Genomic DNA, 16592 nt, shown 5'->3' on the forward strand with positions numbered 1-16592 from the left:
GGATAATGTAAGATGAATAATAAATAATTCAGGATAAATGACCTGATAGTCAACACCTCATTGTTCATTTACTCAAAACCACAGTATCATGGGAGAATTTAGCGGACAGGTTGCGCTGGTTACCGGAGCAGCCTCCGGAATTGGGTTGTCCATCGTACACAAGTTACTGGCCGAAGGCGCTCAGGTTGGCTTGCTCGATTTTAATGAATCCGCTTTACAGCAGGCGTTTGAAAAATACGGTCCGGATGCCTTGCGCATCGGCATCGACATCACCGACGAAGGTCGGGTAAACGAAGCCGTTTCGCAGGTACATGCACACTTTGGCAAAATTGACGCCCTCATTAACTGCGTGGGTATTACGGGGATCACAAACGTGCAGAGCCACGAGGTGAGCAGTGAAAATCTACACAAGGTATTTGAGGTAAACTTCATGAGCAGTTTTTATACCTGCAAGGCTACACTACCCTTCATGCTGGACCGGAGTTATGGGCGGATTCTGCACATTGCCTCCATTGCCGGGAAAGAGGGAAATGCAGGCATGCTGGCCTATTCGGCCTCGAAAGCAGCCGTAATCTGCATGGCCAAAGTACAGGGTAAGGAGTATGCCGAAAAAGGTATTACAGTCAATGCGCTGGCACCCGCCGTGATTCAAACTCCCCTGGTAGATGCCATGCCGGAGGTGCAGGTTAAGTACATGACCGATAAAATCCCGATGAAACGCTGCGGCACCCTCGACGAAGCAGCTAATCTGGCGGCTTATATCGTGTCGCCCAAAAATAGTTTTACTACGGGCTTCACCTTCGATTTATCGGGGGGACGAGCCACTTATTAGGTTGGTGTAGTATGGGGCGGGTGCTTACCCGCACTCATACTATCCACTATCTGGCGCGGGTATTTGCTCGTGCTCATAATCTCGTCAGCATTCGCTGACGCATGTGTAGAATTGCGAATGCGTCAGTGGATACTGACGAAATTATAGACACGTGCAAATGCACGCGCCAGCATACTATGAAACGCTTCTGGATTACCTGTATTCTTGTTTATTGCTGGAGTTTAACAGCACTGGCGCAGCAGCGTCCTATCCTTCTTCCCCAACCACAATCTATCCAGTATGGTCAGGGAGCGTTACCGCTGCAGAATCTGACGATTCATGTAGCGCCAAAGGTTCCTGCCGATGTTCTGTTTGCACTCAACGAACTCAAGAAAATCCTGAGCGAACGCACGGGGAAGACCATTACGCCCAGTTCATCAGCCAATACAGCTACCATTCGTTATTCAGTTAAAACGTCCGGCCAGGAATTACCCGAAACTCAGGAAGCCACCAATGGCAATCATCGGGAACAATACGCCATTACGATCTCGGCCAAAGGGCTTGACATCACGGCCCAAACCTCAACGGGCCTGTATTACGCCATACAAACGATCCGTCAATTGATTCAGGGTCAGGGAGCCAAGGCGACGCTTCCGTTCGTCACCATTAATGACCAGCCCAAACTGGCCTATCGGGGTGTCATGATGGATTTTGCGCACGGTGGCTTGCTGACCGTAGATGAAATCAAGAAACAGATCGATTTTCTCGCCCGCTGGAAAACCAATCAGTATTACTTCTATAATGAGGTCAGCATTCAACTGAACGGCTTCCCAACCCTGAACTACAAGGCAAGCTATTCGCAGGCACAGATCAGATCGGTTATTGCCTACGCCCGCGAACGACACATGGATGTGATTCCCTTTGTCAATTTCTACGGGCACCTGCACGAGCTGATTCGTAACGAGAAATACGCATCCCTGGCCATTGGGCAGTATGGGCACGAACTCGACCCGCGAAACCCTGCCGTCCAGACGCTTCTGAAAGACTGGATCAAGCAATACACGGCGCTTTTCAGTAGTCCCTTTATCCATGTCGGCTTCGACGAAACCTGGGAAACCAAGCGTCTGGCCAACGCATCTCCCACGAAGCTTGACCCCGAAGCGCTCTATATTCAGCAGCTCAGTTTTGTGAGCAACGAGTTCAAACAATACGGCAAAACGTTGCTGGCCTGGACGGATATGAACGCGTTCTACCCGAACATTCTGGCCAAATTCCCGACCGATGTGATCCCGGTCATCTGGGAATACTCGCCCGACACAACAGCCATCAACAACTACCTGAATCCGGTTCTGAAGGCGAAGAAGCCTTTTTTCATTCAGCCCGCCGTATCGGGTTGGGGACACATCTACCCCTCGGCCGATTATACCTACGAAAACATCAACCTCTGCCTGAAAGCGGGCCTCCAGCACAATACGCTGGGCTTTATCACGTCTGTCTGGACCGATTCAGTCGAGCCCTTTGTCCGGGCGTCCTGGTTGTTTATGGCCTATGGCTGCATTGCGGCCTGGCAGGGCACCGTACCCGACAAAACTACCTTTACCGGCCAGTACAGCTCGGTCGTTTACCCCGCCCATACGCAGGATATGCAGGCCGCTTTCGACCATATCGCAACGGCCGGTCAATATCTTGAAAAGTGTCTCGGCAAGAACACCCAAAGCCTACCCCGCGGTACACTCGTGGAAAGTTGGTCGAATCCATTTTCGGCCTATTATCTGGCCAACACCACCGAACACAAAGCTGATTTTGAACAGGTGCGCTTACACACCGAGGAAGCCCAGGCACGGCTGATCCGTGCGCTTCAGCAGGCCAATCCAGCCGACACTAGTTTCATTCAGTCGCTGCTGGTATCGGCTCGGTTGATCAACTATTCGGCCAGTCGGTTTTTATGGGCCAAAGCCATTACCGATCGCTGGAACAATGGGATGATGGCCCAACCGAAGGATGATTACGTATTCTATGATCTGACGTATCCCTGCCACAGCCTGCTAGTCGATGCCATGGACGAAACGGGGGAGCTCAAACAAGCCTACGCACAGGCCTGGAACGCCGAAAACATGCCGTATCGACTAAACACCATGCTCGGGCGATTCGACGTCGATTTTGGCCTCTGGCGAAAATTGCATCTAAAATTGCTGGACTATAAGATTCAGAAAAAGACCGAGCCCCTGAAATCCTTTGAGTTGATGTTTACCCCAGATTTTTAACCGACATGAACAATTCCCTCCAGTTTTTAAGTCCGATAGACGGTGATATGCTGCACGCCCGCGATGGTGTGACTACCCCCAACGGTCTGGAAATCGACGTACAGGTATCGGCACCTGCGTCTCATTATTTAACCCTCAATGGGATTGGAGCCAACTATGACCAGGGCGTTTTTTCGGGAAAGGTTCGCTTGAATCAATTCGACAATACGATTACGGTACATAACGTCACTACGGACGAAAGCAAATCCATACGCGTGTACTGGCTCCCGAATTTTGCGGGTCATTATCGGCTGTCGATTGACGATAACATCTGGTTTCTACGGGATATTTATCAACAGCAGGGCAACTACCAATCCTTGTTCGACAATCCGTATCTGGGCTTTTTGAAGCAGGTTCACACAACCTACGGCACCAAAATTCACCTTAACCTTTTTTATCAGACCGACGGGTTCAACCTGTCGCAGTTTCCCGACCGCTTCAAAGCCGAATGGCAGGCCAATGCCGACTGGCTCGGCCTGAGTTTCCATGCCTGGGGCGAGTTTCCAGATCGACCTTATCAGCAGGCGGGCTACGACCAGGTTGCCCACGATTGCGCCATCGTGAACGAACAGATTCAGCGATTTGCGGGCGAGGCCGTTATGGGCCCTGTCACAACACTCCACTGGGGCGAATCGACGGTGGAAGGCTCACGAGCCCTGCGCGATGCGGGGTACATCGGCCAACTGGGTTACTTCAATGTTGATGACGAGCTGCCACCCGCTTCCTACTATCTCGATGTAGAACAGCGTCGGCACCTGAAAAAGCGGTTTGTCTGGCACGATAATCAGGAAGACATCACCTTGGTTCGGGCCAGCATCGTTATCGACAAAACAGACCTGACCAACATTGGCCCTTTTCTGGATAACTACGCGAACCTACCATCGGGCCTGCCGCCCTTTGTCGATTTACTCGTTCACGAGCAATACTTCTATCCGTTCTACGAAGCCTACCAACCCGACTTTCGGGATCGTATTCTGACAGCGGTAAAATGGGCTACGGATAAAGGCTATAAACCTGCCTTTTTGGGCGATGCACTCTTTAATGAATAATGGATAATGTAAAATGAATAACTACCTGTCTATTTATCCGCAATTATCCATTCTACATTATTCATTGTCCATTCTGCAATAACTTTTATGGAAACGAATCGAAGAAATTTCTTAAAAACAGCCGGACTCAGTGGGTTGGGTCTGGTTGCCGCCAGTCCATTTGCCGCTTACGCCACAACACCCGACGAACTGGAAACGATTGGTGAACAGGCCAGCCGAACTCCTCCTCAGGTTTTTAATATGAGTGGTTATGCCGCTCCCAAACTGGATGTTGTGCGCGTTGGCTTTGTGGGAATTGGCAACCGGGGTATGGGAGCCGTTGAACGACTGAATCAAATCGAGGGTGTTGAGATAAAAGCCTTGTGCGACCTTCGGGAAGAGCGAGTTAATCTGGCAAAAAAGAAACTGGAAGCCCACGGCCACAAACCAGACCTTTATTTCGGGAATGCCGACGCCTGGAAAAAACTCTGTGAGCGCACAGACCTTGATCTTATTTACATCCTGACACCCTGGGCGTTACATACACCAATAGCCGTGTTTTCCATGAATCACGGCAAGCATGTGTGTGTAGAAGTTCCGGCCGCTAAAACCCTCGAAGAGTGCTGGCAACTGGTCGAAACGTCAGAGCGTACCAAAAAGCACTGTATGATGGTCGAAAACTGTTGCTACGATTTCACGGAATTGCTCAATCTGAATCTGGCGCGGCACGGCTTCTTTGGCGAAATCGTCCACTGCGAAGCCGCTTATATCCATAACCTACAGGAGTTAATCTTCTCGAAAGAGCACTTTTATCAGATGTGGGAATTAGAGGAGATGTACAAACGAAACGGCAACCTGTACCCCACCCACGGACTAGGGCCGGTTTGTCAGGTACTGAATATCAACCGGGGTGATCAGATGGATTACCTGGTTTCTATGTCGGGCAATGATTTTGTTTTGGGAAACCTGGCGAAGGAACTGGCGGCTAAGGACGATTTCTACAAAACGTACACAGGCAAGCCATACAACGGTAACATGAGCACGACCACCATCCGAACCAAAAAAGGGAAGACAATTCTGGTACAGTACGATGTATCATCACCAAGACCGTACTCCCGCATTCAACTGGTTAGCGGCACGAAAGGCGTTGCGCTGAAATACCCCGAACCCGCCCGGTACTCCACAGGCCATGAGTGGATGACGGAAAAAGAGATCAAAACGCTGGAAGAAAAATACATGCCCCCGATTGTAAAAAAAATGGGCGAAATCGCCAAAAATGTAGGCGGTCACGGCGGTATGGATTTCCTGATGGACTGGCGTACCATCGACTGTCTGCGAAATGGCCTCCCCCTCGACCAGGACGTGTATGATGCTGCATTATGGAGTTCGGTGGGGCCGCTGAGTGCCTGGTCGGTAGCGCACCGGTCCAACTCGATCGATGTACCGGACTTTACGGGCGGGTCGTGGCAGAAAAACAAACCCGTCGACATTGCAATGAGCAAAGGCGGTACTACGCAGGCAAAAGTATAATGGCTTTTTTGACAGGATTTACAAGATTGTAATCCAAAAAAATCCTGTAAATCATGTTAATCCTGTCAAAAAACTCTTTCCTAACATCATGAATTCATCAGCATCCGGTCGAAGATTCTTTTTAAAACAGACATCGCAGGGCTGTGCAGCTTTGCTACTGGCCCCCACGCTGCTTCAGGCCCAACAGGCTGTAGCAACGGGCAAACGCGTGGGCATGATTGGGTTGGACACCTCACATAGTACAGCGTTTGTAAAAGCGCTCAATGCCCCAGACGCCAATCCGAGTTACCTGGGTTATAAAGTCGTGGCGGCTTATCCGCAGGGGAGTAAAGACATCGAAAGCAGCACATCGCGCGTGCCGGCTTATACCGAAGAAGTCAAAAAGTTGAACGTCGAAATCGTTAGCTCCATCAGTGACTTACTTAAAAAGGTCGATGTGGTATTGCTGGAAACCAACGATGGCCGACTGCACCTCGAACAGGCGTTACAGGTACTAAAAGCAGGCAAACGCGTCTTCATCGACAAACCAATTGCGGCTTCGCTCCCGGAGGCTATTGCCATTTTTGAGGCTTCTAAAAAATACAATATCCCCCTTTTTTCGGCTTCGTCCCTCCGGCACATCAAAGGCATTGAAAACGTGACGAAAAGCCAGGTTGTGGGGGCTGATACGTTTAGCCCGGCGGTACTCGAAAAAACGCATCCCGACTTTTTCTGGTACGGCATTCATGGGGTAGAAACGTTGTACACGGTGATGGGTACGGGTTGCCAACAGGTGGTCCGCGTACATACCGATGGCACCGACATCATTGTAGGCACCTGGGCCGATGGACGTATAGGCACTGTTCGCGGAACCCGCACGGGAAAGCATGACTACGGCGGAACGGTCTTCACCCAGACGGGCAACCTGATACTGGGTCCTTACGGTGGCTACGAACCGCTCCTACACGATATTATCAAGTATTACGAGACTGGCGAAGTACCCGTCACGCCCGCGGAAACCATCGAGATTTTCGCGTTTATGGAAGCGGCCGATGAAAGTAAACGTCGCGGTGGGTCTGCCGTCACTCTCGAACATATTATGGCTATAGCGAAGAAATAATCTCAACCAGACAACCGCATGGCGCTCATTCGGCCCCTACATACACCGCACCAACAAACGCCTGAGTCAGCAACAAGAAATCGATTGAGATTGACGATGTTACTGTGGCTGGTGATATGGATGCATAACCCGGCTTTGGCGAAGGGTTGGAAAGCTGGAACAGCCAAAGGAGTTATTACCCCGAGAGAGGCCATCTGGCAGGCAGGTTATGCCTCCCGCACCCATGCGGCTGATGGAAAACTTCATGATCTATGGGCCAAAGCACTTGCGCTGGAAGACGAAACAGGGCATCGGGTCGTACTGGTGACGACCGATATACTTGGTTTTCCCAAATCCATGTCGGACCATATTCGCGAACGGCTGAACAGGCAGTTTGGTCTGACCAAAGCGCAGATCATTCTCAGTAGTTCACATACTCATTCGGGGCCGGTAGTGGACAAGGCCCTGCAGGATATTTACCCCTTCGAGGCCAGGGAGCAGGGAAAAATTGATCGCTATTCCCGCTGGCTGGAAGTGCAGATCATTACGTTGGTTGGCCAGGCGCTACAGAAACTGGAACCTGTCGAGTTATTCGCCCAAAATGGAGTGACCCGGTTTCAGGTGAATCGACGCAACAACAAAGAAGGTGCGCTTCTGGAACAGACGGAGCTGAAAGGCCCAAACGATTACGCTGTTCCGGTTATTAAGATTGTCGATTCCAATGGAAAGCTAAAAACCATTGTGTTCGGCTATGCCTGCCACCCTACGGTACTGGATGTATACCAATGGTCGGGCGATTACGCTGGCTTTGCCCAACTGGAACTGGAGAAAACGTATCCTGGCGTAACGGCGATGTTCTTTCAGGGCGCGGCTGGCGATCAAAATCCATTACCCCGCCGTACAGTACCCCTGGCTCGTCAGTATGGGCAGGAGTTAGCCGCAGCCGTTGATCGCGTACTCGACGAGCCCATGCGCAGCCTTGCCGCTCAGGCTCGCACAGCCTATTCGGAAATTGACCTACCACTTTCGGCTCCCCCATCCGAAGCCGAATTGACAAAGACCATTCAGGAAAACGAAGGTTACCTCAAGCGCTGGGCAACGCGTATGCTGGCCGAAACAAAGCACGGCAAACCCTTCCTAAGCCACTACACTTACCCATTGCAAATCTGGCGGTTAGGTGATCAATCCATCCTGAGTTTCGGTGGCGAACTCGTTATCCAATACGCCATTGACTGTAAAAAACGCTTCGGGCAGGACATTTTCGTGATGGGCTATGCCAACGATGTCATGGGCTACATACCTTCTCCCACCATTTTGCAGGAAGGGGGGTATGAAGGCGCTTCATCGCAGATGGTTTATGGCCTGCCAGCCACCTGGGCACCCGAGGTTCCGACCCTGATTTATCAGGAAATAAACCGTCTGGCCGATCAGATTGGACTACCTAAACGGAACTGATTCACGGACTACCAACTATACTATGCATCTAATAAACAACCGATTTCGTATTGCAGCCGTTGGTTTGGCTATAGGTCTATTGGTTTCCTGTTCGCATTACAAAGAAGCGCTTAGGCCTGAAGAGGCACTCAAAAGCTTCCACCTGAGCGATGATCGATTAGCGGTTTCGGTGTTTGCCGCTGAGCCCCTCGTGCTGGACCCGGTCGATATGGCGTTTGACGAAGAAGGCAACATGTTCGTAGTCGAAATGCCCGATTACCCCGTCAAACCCGACGATGGATCGCTACGGGGAGCCATCCGAATGCTGATCGATACGGACAGCGACGGGAAGCCCGACTCCGCAACGGTCTTTGCCGATCACCTCTCCGAAGCTACCAGCATTTTGCCCTGGCAAGGGGGCTTGCTGGTGACGGCTGCCCCCAACATCCTGTTCCTTAAAGACACCACAGGCGATCATCGGGCCGATGTGAAGGAAATCCTGTTCACCGGTTTCTTCGCCGACAACTCCGAAGCCCAGATTACCAACCTCCGGTACAGTGTCGACAACTGGATTTATGCATCCAACACGGGCCGGGAGGGCGAAATTCGCTTCACCCGAAATCCTAAAGCACCGCCCGTTTCGGTCAAAGGAGGAGATTTTCGGTTTCGCCTGGATCGCGGGCAGTTTGAAATCGAGTCGAGTTCGGGGCAATTTGGACTGGCTATCGACGACTGGGGCAATCGGTTCTTTACGGAAAATAGCCTGCACATTCAGCAGGCGCCCATTCCGGCCCGCTACCTGTACCGACATAAGCATCTTCCAGCCCTCGAACCTACGGTCAATATTTCGGACCACGACCCAATTATGTTCCAGGAAACCCCGGCCCCCTACTGGCGGCAGGAACGAACGAAACGGCGAAACCAGCAGTTTGAGGAGGCTCACCTCACCGATCGGCACGAATACGCCGATGACCACTTTACGGGGGCCTCGGGAGGTACCTATTATGGTGGCGACGCCTTACCGAAAGACTATTATGGGTCGATCTTTACGGGTGAAGTTGCGGGTAATCTCATCCACCGGGATGGGCTGAAACACTCGGCCACGGGCCCCCAATTCATCGCTCAACGGGCTACTCAGGAGAAAGCACATGAATTTCTTGCTTCAACCGATCCCTGGTTCCGGCCAGTCAACTTCACGGTCGGCCCCGACGGAGCGCTGTATGTGGTCGACATGTATCGGCAGCACATCGAAACACCCACGGCCATCCCGGAAGACCTCAAGGCAGACATGGATTTTATGAACGGCAGCCAGCTGGGGCGCATCTATCGAGTTGCGGATAAAGGGAGCAAAGCAGCTATTGTTCAGCCTAAACTGAGGAATAAAACCAGTGCCCAACTCGTCGGTTTACTAGCGCATACCAACCAATGGTGGCGTTTGCAGGCGCAACGCCTGCTGCTCGAAAAACAGGACAAATCGATTATTCCGGCCCTTCGGGAGATGCTCACCAACCACACCGATCCACGGGCTCGCTTACACGCATTTTTTACCCTGGAAGGCCTGAATGCACTGGATATAGCAACGGTAAAGCAGGCGATGCAGGATCACCAACCCGAGATCCGAACCTATGGCGTAATGCTGGCGGAACGGTTCCCGGCTACCTTACCCCAGATTATCGAAAAAGCTCGCGATTCATCGGTTCTGGTAGCGTTCCAGGCCGCCCTGAGTCTGGGTCAATTCCCGGCTCAACACGTTACCCCAGCGCTGGCAAGCCTGCTGGAGCAATACGGCAAAGACCCCTGGTTCCGAATGGCCATTCTCAGTTCAGAAGCGGGGTCGTCGGTAGCATTGGCCAGACAGTTGGTGCAAAACGGCCTCTTCTTTAAGGTCCAAACACCCGAAGCCAACGCATTTCTGCACGGCCTGGCCTTTGTAATTGGCTCCCGAAAGCGTGGTAACGAAGCCCCTGAGTTAGCCACCTTATTCGATAAGCAACCCCATTGGAAAGCCAGTGTAACGAACGGTTTGGCCGAAGGCAAAAAAACGAATTTGCCGTAATTCATCTATCGATATTTTCTGTCTGTGTTCGCACAGAACGACTGTAAATCGGCCTCGGTCAATGCGTTCTGTGTGAACACAGACGGAGGATACGCCGGAGTATAGCCTAAACAGTAATTATTCTAACGAATGAATATAATGACTAAACAACAACGCTACTCCCGACGACAATTTATTGGCAAATCCATTTTTTCGGTATCAACAGCTTTAGGGCTGGCGCTGGTACTGAGTAGATGTCAGTCTAAAACAACGTCCGGTCAGGAAGAGAAAAAGGCATCAGTCAATCCCTGTGAGGACTTTTCGGGTGTCAGCGAAACCGATTTACAAACCCGAAAAAAGCTGGGCTACGTCGCTCAGTCACCCCGGCCAGAATCGAAATGCGGCAACTGCAATTTGTGGCTTCCCCCCAAAGAAGGACAAAGCTGTGGCTCGTGTATGCTCTTCAAGGGCCCCGTTTATACAACCGGCTATTGTACCTACTGGGCTCCTCAAGGCAAGTAGAAACATCCTTTCTTCCTCCTAAAATCCGCCAGTCATGAAAAACAAAATCAGTGACCTATCTCTGGAATCCCGACGAAGCTTTGTCAAAAAAACGGTTATCGGAACAGCCGCGTTGTCGGTTGGGGGCGTTTTGCCGCAGTTTACCCCCAAAAGCTATGGTCGAATTTTGGGCGCTAATGAAAAAGTGCGCGTGGGGGTCATGGGTGTCAACAGTCGCGGATTGGCGTTGGCTGGCAACTACGCCCTCCAACCCAATTGCGAAGTAGTTACCATCTGCGATGTCGATTCAAGGGCAGCCGAAACGTGCATCAAGACCGTAGAAGGCATTCAGAAAACGAAACCAAAAAATCAGCCCGACTTCCGGAAAGCCCTCGACGACAAAGACATGGACGCGCTTGTCATTGCGGCACCCGACCACTGGCATGCGCCAGCGGCTATTCTGGCCTCCAAAGCGGGCAAACATGTGTATCTTGAAAAGCCCTGTAGCCATAACCCATATGAAGGCGAATTGCTGGTAGCCGTGGCGGCTAAGTACAAGAATATTGTCCAGATGGGTAACCAACGGCGCTCCTGGCCAAATGTGAGACAGGCTATGGAGGAGTTAAAGAATGGGGCCATTGGTCGACCTTATTTTGCCAAAGGCTGGTACACCAACAACCGGGCCACCATCGGTATAGGCAAACCTGCGCCCGTACCTGGCTGGCTGAATTATGATTTATGGCAGGGACCCGCTCCCCGACGTACTTATAAAGACAACGTTATTCACTATAACTGGCACTGGTTCTGGCATTGGGGTACCGGCGAAGCCCTCAACAACGGTACGCACATGCTCGATCTGATGCGCTGGGGACTGGATGTCGAGTACCCCAATAAAGTTACGTCGCTGGGTGGTCGGTATCGCTATCAAGATGACTGGCAAACCCCCGACACGCAGGTCATCAATCTGACCTTCCCGAACAACACAGCCATGAGCTGGGAAGGCCGAAGCTGCAACGGGCGAACGGTAGAAGGCAGCGATGTGGGCGTTACGTTTTACGGCGAAAAAGGCTCGCTGGAATACGGAGGTGGCAATGCCTACAAAATCTTCGACCTCGACAATAAGCTAGTCAAGGATATTAAGAACGATCTACCCATCGACCCCCGTAATAAAATGAACCCGTCGCAGGCATTAGACGCAACGCACATCCAGAATTTCATCGAAGCGATCAGGACAGGTACTCCCCTGACGTCAGGCATTTTAAGTGGTCATCAGAGCACGCTCCTTTGTCAGCTAGGTAACATTGCTTTACGCTCCGGCGATGCGCTGGCTATTGACCCAACGAACGGTCATATTCTGACTAATAAAAACGCCCTGAAATTCTGGAAGCGGGACTACGAGACGGGCTGGGAACCAACCCTGTAGCGTGGCCGATAGATTGTGTAACAGCTGTGATTACTTTTTATCCACCTGGTGGCCCGACTATTTTTCACCACGTCTCACAACAGCTTAGATACGATAAATTAGAACGAAATCTTGATCTACATCAAGGCTTTCGGTGTCTGGACCATGCACTTTTGCAGCGTCAAGAATGCAAAACAGTCCCGACATGAAAAAGAAACATTTTAAGTACATTAACACCCTGTTTGTGGTAATCCCGATGACGCTGATCATGGCGTTTGTCGGCCTGATGCGGAACTATGGCTTTGGGCCCGACTGGTTCCTGAAGTTCCTTAAAGCCTGGAGTGTGATGCTGCCCGTAGCCTATGCGGCTGCCTTCATCATCATTCCCAACGCACGCAGACTGGCGGAGCGGGTAGCCACCAGACCATAGATCAATTAACGCTGAATGAATGCACGAACAACTGAGTCGGTATATCAACCGTCAGATTAAGGTCAGTGAGGAGGAACTGAATACGATTCTTTCCTATTTCAGACCACTGACTCTAACCAAAAACGAAATCGTGGTAACCCACGGACAAACCAGCCAGCGAACCTACTTCGTTGGCAAGGGTTGTTTACGGGTATTCTTCATCGACGAGAAAGGTCAGGAAGCCACTCGCTATTTTGCCTTTGAAAACCAGTTTGCCACGGCACTGGTCAGCTTTATTACGGGCGACGCTTCCGAAGAATTTATACAGGCCGCCGAACCCACCCAACTGCTCTCCATCAGCCACCACGATTTTTATCACCTGTTGGATACGATTCCGCAGTGGGAGAAATTTTACCGCTATTATCTGGAAAACGCGTATGTGACTAATACCAAACGACTGAGGTCTTTTCTGATCCAGGATGCTGCCAAAAAATACCGGCTGTTACTAGCCGAAAATCCGGTTATTGTCCGACGTCTTTCCAATAAACTAGTGGCCTCGTATCTGAATATCTCGCAGGAAACCCTTAGCAGGCTGAAAGCTAAAGTGAAATGAAATCAACACGTTGAGCTGCATCAATGTTTTTCGGTAGCGGCTTTGTCAGATTTGCAGCCCATAAAACATTGATTGTATGAGATACCGTAATAACCTGGATTACATCTACAGCGGTGTTATTCTGAAGAAAGATAAATAGCTGAACATACCTTTCATATTAAGGTCCAAAGCCGTGATTTTGCCTGAATGTACTACGTACCAGGCATTACCGCCGATTTTTATTTAGGCAATCCATATCATGATCCTGTGAAAACCGCAAATCTTCCTTCTGGAATTATGAACCGGTTTACTAAATTGCCGACTTAGCGATCTGTACGTTTTCAAATGGGAAGGGAGCCCACTGGATTCAAGCGATTCAGCGAGGAAAAACGGTTTATTTTAATCAACCCAGGGGTAAGCATCTGGTCGATAACACGGCTGACAACTATTTGCTGATTGGGGATATAACATCTTTATCGCACCTGTATGAACTAAACAGAGGGCTTGCCATCCGCAAAAACGTCAGAAGTTTTATCTACGCAGAACATAACGATGACCTGTTTGCCGATATCGACCATAGTTTTCCACTGGACTGTCATGTTATGGATTCTGTACCTCCCGAAACGGTTCTGGAAAACATAAAGCAGATGGTTCCGGTAAACATTGACAACACAATTAGTTATAACTTGGGGCATCCTGCCATTTGTATGGCTATTCATACGCAACTCAAAAATGAGTATGCTGTATCAATACGGAATCTTCGCACGAAACCATTCTGGAAATGAGTAGGTTTCGACGAATTGAAAACATGGTTGATTAAATGCACTACACATAACATCGGTTTGAATATGCACGAACAGCTAGTAAAGCTCATTGCTCATAACGTACCATTTTCCCAAAAAGAACAAGCGTTGTGCGAGCAGTATTTTGAGCCGGTGCTTTTTCCGAAAAAGTGTATTCTTGAAGAAGAAGGGAAAATTCCGAAATACGTATACTTTGTTGTGTCTGGGTTTGTGCGACTATTTCATTATAATGACAAAGGCGATGAGGTGACAACCCACATCAACTGCCCACCCGGCTTTATCACATCGTATGTCAACTTCATCAATCAGGTAAAATCCAACGAAAACGTAGCGTGCGTTACGGAGTGCGAATTACTTCGGATTACCAGGAATAACCTGGATGTATTGACACAGCAAAGCACCGCGTTTAAGGATTTCAGCATTTTGATTTTTCAGCAGTCGCTCGCTTATAACGAAAATCGCTCAAACGAATTAGCCACGCTCCCGGCAGAACAACGATACCAAAAACTCATCGATAATTACCCGCATATAGTGCACAGTGTTCCGTTACAATACATCGCTTCGTTTTTGGGGATGAATCCGAAAAGTTTGAGCCGAATTCGAAAGGAGATGATTCGGTAACATTTGTGAAGCAGGGTTGCCTAAGCAAGCCTGAATTTTGTGTCGTAACTAACTGGCAAAACTATGACACAAAAAAATCTGGCCCTGGTTACAGGCGCTAACGGGCATTTGGGCAACAACGTAGTGAGATTACTGATTGACAAAGGGGTTCGGGCTTCGGTTCGTACCATCAAAAACAAAGAGCCCTTTGCCGGATTGAATTGCGACGTAGTACAGGCCGACATCACCGATAAGCAATCACTGATAAATGCATTGCAGGGCGTTGACGTATTTTATGCGGTTGGAGCCGCGTTTAAACTTTGGGCCAAAGACCCGAAAAAAGAAATCTATGACGTAAATCTCGAAGGTATAAAAAACACTATAGAGGCCGCAGTTGAAGCAGGCGTAAGACGAATTGTCTATGTAAGTTCCATCGCAGCGACGGAATTCACCAAACTTCCCATAAAAGAAAGCAACGGCTACAATACCGACCGCCGGGATATGTATTTCAACGCTAAAAACGACGGAGAGAAATTAGCCTTTGAATTAGCCCAAAAGCATAACATTGAACTGGTTGCCGTGTTGCCATCGGCTATGATCGGCAGCGAAGCCTTTGCTCCGTTAAATGTCTCATACAGCGTCATTAACCTGATTTTGAAAAAGCAGATTCCCGTTGAAACCGGAATCACCCTGAATTGGATCGACGTAAAAGACGTCGCCGAAGGGTGTTATCTGGCGGCCACGAAAGGCCGAAATGGCGAACGCTATATTTTAGCCAACGAAACATGTATGCCCATCAAAGACACGACCAGAATTGCCCAGGAGCTTTACCCCGAATTAGCGATTAAATTACCTATGGCAGTGCCCAAGCTCATACTTTTTGCCGTTGCCTGGTTTATGGAAATGGGCAGCAAGTTAACCGGAAAAGCGCCCCTGCTAACCACCAAAGACATCGCCATGTTTTCAGGACTGCAACAAGACTTTGATACGAAAAAAGCACGGACAGAATTAGGGTTCAACCCAAAAAATCCGGCACAAGCCGTGAAAGAGGCTATGCTGTATTTACGTAAAAATAGTAATCGGTTCAGCTAATGAAACGGGGGACGGCTAACATCGATAAGTCATTTTTGAAGCAACTACAAACTAGGCTGTTCACCCGTTAGCCATGCTTTTATCCCCACTAACCCTATTAAAACCGCCCCCACTTAAAACTAGTCTCTAAGCGTCTTGCCAAGTAGCGCGTCTTTGTTTAGGGTTAAAGCCACCCTATATACACAGTTTCACTTAATCTAATCTCAAAATATCCTCCTATCTGAGACAGCCTCCTGCGAATGGTTACAGAAGCTTAGGAAGGTTCATCTAATTAGAAAGGAGACGATTGAGGCTTACGCCGAAAAGACCGCTCGCAGTAAATGTTCTTTTAAGGTTTGGCTCACCGTAGTCAAGTTTGCCGACTGGCAGACACCTGAGGCTATTAAAGATACATTTGGGGCAGCCGATTTGCTCGGTAATGGCACCAACCGTATTGTGTTTGATATCGGCGGCAATTATTACAGAATGATCTGCAAATACGCCTTTGGAAAAAATCAGGTTCATCTATTTGTCTGCTGGATAGGCGCCCATGCCGAGTATGTTAAGCTTTGAAAGCATAACCAACAGTATACCGTAAATCATTATTAAAATGGAAACACTCAGATATCAACAGGTTAAACGCATTAAAATAGGGCGTTTGTTTTTAGAACCGATCTTTGTGGCATGGATTGGACTACTTTTTTCGCAAACGTACCTGACTTTCGATTGAATCGACGTAAACGGCATCTATTGCTTGATATATTGGTAATCACCTTGTTAGCTGTCATTTGTGGCGCTGATGATTATGAGGAAATCGCCCTCTACGGTCGGCAGAAAGAGCCCTTCCTGCGAACCTTTCTGAGTCTGCCTAACGGCATTCCATCCCATGATACATTTAATCGGGTGCTCAAATTTTTGGATAAGGACGCTTTTGCCGACTGTTTGTACCGCTGCCGGGCCGCCCTTTAGGTTTGTGTGCTGGTAATATTCCAAGA

General features: G+C 49.5%; 16 protein-coding genes. All 16 read left to right on the forward strand.

Annotation, left to right across the window (positions count from 1 at the left end; all coding sequences use genetic code 11):
* The first annotated feature begins 88 nt into the window (after window positions 1-88).
* Window positions 89-832 (forward strand): SDR family NAD(P)-dependent oxidoreductase, encoded by a 744-nt coding sequence (locus BGO59_RS21575; protein WP_293686617.1) that lies wholly within the window; start codon window positions 89-91, stop codon window positions 830-832.
* Between the two features lie 176 nt (window positions 833-1008).
* Complete coding sequence (locus BGO59_RS21580) at window positions 1009-3075, forward strand: beta-N-acetylhexosaminidase (protein WP_293686619.1); 2067 nt, start codon at window positions 1009-1011, stop codon at window positions 3073-3075.
* A gap of 5 nt (window positions 3076-3080) precedes the next feature.
* Complete coding sequence (locus BGO59_RS21585; RefSeq protein WP_293686621.1) at window positions 3081-4163, forward strand: hypothetical protein; 1083 nt, start codon at window positions 3081-3083, stop codon at window positions 4161-4163.
* Between the two features lie 87 nt (window positions 4164-4250).
* Window positions 4251-5672 (forward strand): Gfo/Idh/MocA family oxidoreductase, encoded by a 1422-nt coding sequence (locus BGO59_RS21590; protein ID WP_293686623.1) that lies wholly within the window; start codon window positions 4251-4253, stop codon window positions 5670-5672.
* 88 nt (window positions 5673-5760) lie between these two features.
* Complete coding sequence (locus BGO59_RS21595) at window positions 5761-6771, forward strand: Gfo/Idh/MocA family oxidoreductase (RefSeq protein ID WP_293686625.1); 1011 nt, start codon at window positions 5761-5763, stop codon at window positions 6769-6771.
* 96 nt (window positions 6772-6867) lie between these two features.
* Window positions 6868-8205, forward strand: coding sequence for a neutral/alkaline non-lysosomal ceramidase N-terminal domain-containing protein (locus BGO59_RS21600; RefSeq protein WP_293686627.1), 1338 nt, complete (start codon window positions 6868-6870; stop codon window positions 8203-8205).
* Between the two features lie 22 nt (window positions 8206-8227).
* A complete protein-coding gene (locus BGO59_RS21605) occupies window positions 8228-10240 on the forward strand; it encodes a PVC-type heme-binding CxxCH protein (RefSeq protein ID WP_293686629.1) in 2013 nt (670 codons plus the stop codon).
* A 138-nt stretch (window positions 10241-10378) separates the two neighbouring features.
* Complete coding sequence (locus tag BGO59_RS21610) at window positions 10379-10741, forward strand: high-potential iron-sulfur protein (protein WP_293686631.1); 363 nt, start codon at window positions 10379-10381, stop codon at window positions 10739-10741.
* Window positions 10742-10775: 34 nt separating this feature from the next.
* Entirely contained in the window at window positions 10776-12143 is a 1368-nt protein-coding gene (locus BGO59_RS21615; protein ID WP_293686633.1) for a Gfo/Idh/MocA family oxidoreductase, read from the forward strand.
* Between the two features lie 184 nt (window positions 12144-12327).
* Window positions 12328-12552 (forward strand): DUF2798 domain-containing protein, encoded by a 225-nt coding sequence (locus BGO59_RS21620; protein ID WP_080054388.1) that lies wholly within the window; start codon window positions 12328-12330, stop codon window positions 12550-12552.
* Window positions 12553-12571: 19 nt separating this feature from the next.
* A complete protein-coding gene (locus BGO59_RS21625; RefSeq protein ID WP_293686637.1) occupies window positions 12572-13144 on the forward strand; it encodes a Crp/Fnr family transcriptional regulator in 573 nt (190 codons plus the stop codon).
* 581 nt (window positions 13145-13725) lie between these two features.
* Window positions 13726-13908 carry a hypothetical protein gene (locus tag BGO59_RS21630; RefSeq protein ID WP_293686639.1) on the forward strand — a complete coding sequence of 61 codons (183 nt, stop codon included), beginning with the start codon at window positions 13726-13728 and terminating at the stop codon, window positions 13906-13908.
* Between the two features lie 63 nt (window positions 13909-13971).
* On the forward strand, window positions 13972-14547 hold the full coding sequence (locus tag BGO59_RS21635; protein ID WP_293686641.1) for a Crp/Fnr family transcriptional regulator: 576 nt from the start codon (window positions 13972-13974) through the stop codon (window positions 14545-14547).
* Between the two features lie 63 nt (window positions 14548-14610).
* Window positions 14611-15618, forward strand: a complete 1008-nt coding sequence (locus tag BGO59_RS21640; RefSeq protein ID WP_293686643.1) for an NAD-dependent epimerase/dehydratase family protein — start codon at window positions 14611-14613, stop codon at window positions 15616-15618.
* A 285-nt stretch (window positions 15619-15903) separates the two neighbouring features.
* Window positions 15904-16170 (forward strand): type II toxin-antitoxin system HigB family toxin, encoded by a 267-nt coding sequence (locus BGO59_RS21645; protein ID WP_293686647.1) that lies wholly within the window; start codon window positions 15904-15906, stop codon window positions 16168-16170.
* A 111-nt stretch (window positions 16171-16281) separates the two neighbouring features.
* On the forward strand, window positions 16282-16566 hold the full coding sequence (locus tag BGO59_RS36455; RefSeq protein ID WP_293871653.1) for an ISAs1 family transposase: 285 nt from the start codon (window positions 16282-16284) through the stop codon (window positions 16564-16566).
* The last annotated feature ends 26 nt before the right edge of the window (window positions 16567-16592 follow it).

The sequence above is a fragment of the Spirosoma sp. 48-14 genome (genome assembly GCF_001898575.1).
Classification (GTDB): domain Bacteria; phylum Bacteroidota; class Bacteroidia; order Cytophagales; family Spirosomataceae; genus Spirosoma.

Coding starts and splice junctions, on each gene's coding strand:
- BGO59_RS21575 (WP_293686617.1), top strand. CDS start 89: ATGGGAGAATTTAGCGGACAGGTTGCGCTGGTTACCGGAGCAGCCTCC.
- BGO59_RS21580 (WP_293686619.1), top strand. CDS start 1,009: ATGAAACGCTTCTGGATTACCTGTATTCTTGTTTATTGCTGGAGTTTA.
- BGO59_RS21585 (WP_293686621.1), top strand. CDS start 3,081: ATGAACAATTCCCTCCAGTTTTTAAGTCCGATAGACGGTGATATGCTG.
- BGO59_RS21590 (WP_293686623.1), top strand. CDS start 4,251: ATGGAAACGAATCGAAGAAATTTCTTAAAAACAGCCGGACTCAGTGGG.
- BGO59_RS21595 (WP_293686625.1), top strand. CDS start 5,761: ATGAATTCATCAGCATCCGGTCGAAGATTCTTTTTAAAACAGACATCG.
- BGO59_RS21600 (WP_293686627.1), top strand. CDS start 6,868: ATGTTACTGTGGCTGGTGATATGGATGCATAACCCGGCTTTGGCGAAG.
- BGO59_RS21605 (WP_293686629.1), top strand. CDS start 8,228: ATGCATCTAATAAACAACCGATTTCGTATTGCAGCCGTTGGTTTGGCT.
- BGO59_RS21610 (WP_293686631.1), top strand. CDS start 10,379: ATGACTAAACAACAACGCTACTCCCGACGACAATTTATTGGCAAATCC.
- BGO59_RS21615 (WP_293686633.1), top strand. CDS start 10,776: ATGAAAAACAAAATCAGTGACCTATCTCTGGAATCCCGACGAAGCTTT.
- BGO59_RS21620 (WP_080054388.1), top strand. CDS start 12,328: ATGAAAAAGAAACATTTTAAGTACATTAACACCCTGTTTGTGGTAATC.
- BGO59_RS21625 (WP_293686637.1), top strand. CDS start 12,572: ATGCACGAACAACTGAGTCGGTATATCAACCGTCAGATTAAGGTCAGT.
- BGO59_RS21630 (WP_293686639.1), top strand. CDS start 13,726: ATGGATTCTGTACCTCCCGAAACGGTTCTGGAAAACATAAAGCAGATG.
- BGO59_RS21635 (WP_293686641.1), top strand. CDS start 13,972: ATGCACGAACAGCTAGTAAAGCTCATTGCTCATAACGTACCATTTTCC.
- BGO59_RS21640 (WP_293686643.1), top strand. CDS start 14,611: ATGACACAAAAAAATCTGGCCCTGGTTACAGGCGCTAACGGGCATTTG.
- BGO59_RS36455 (WP_293871653.1), top strand. CDS start 16,282: ATGGATTGGACTACTTTTTTCGCAAACGTACCTGACTTTCGATTGAAT.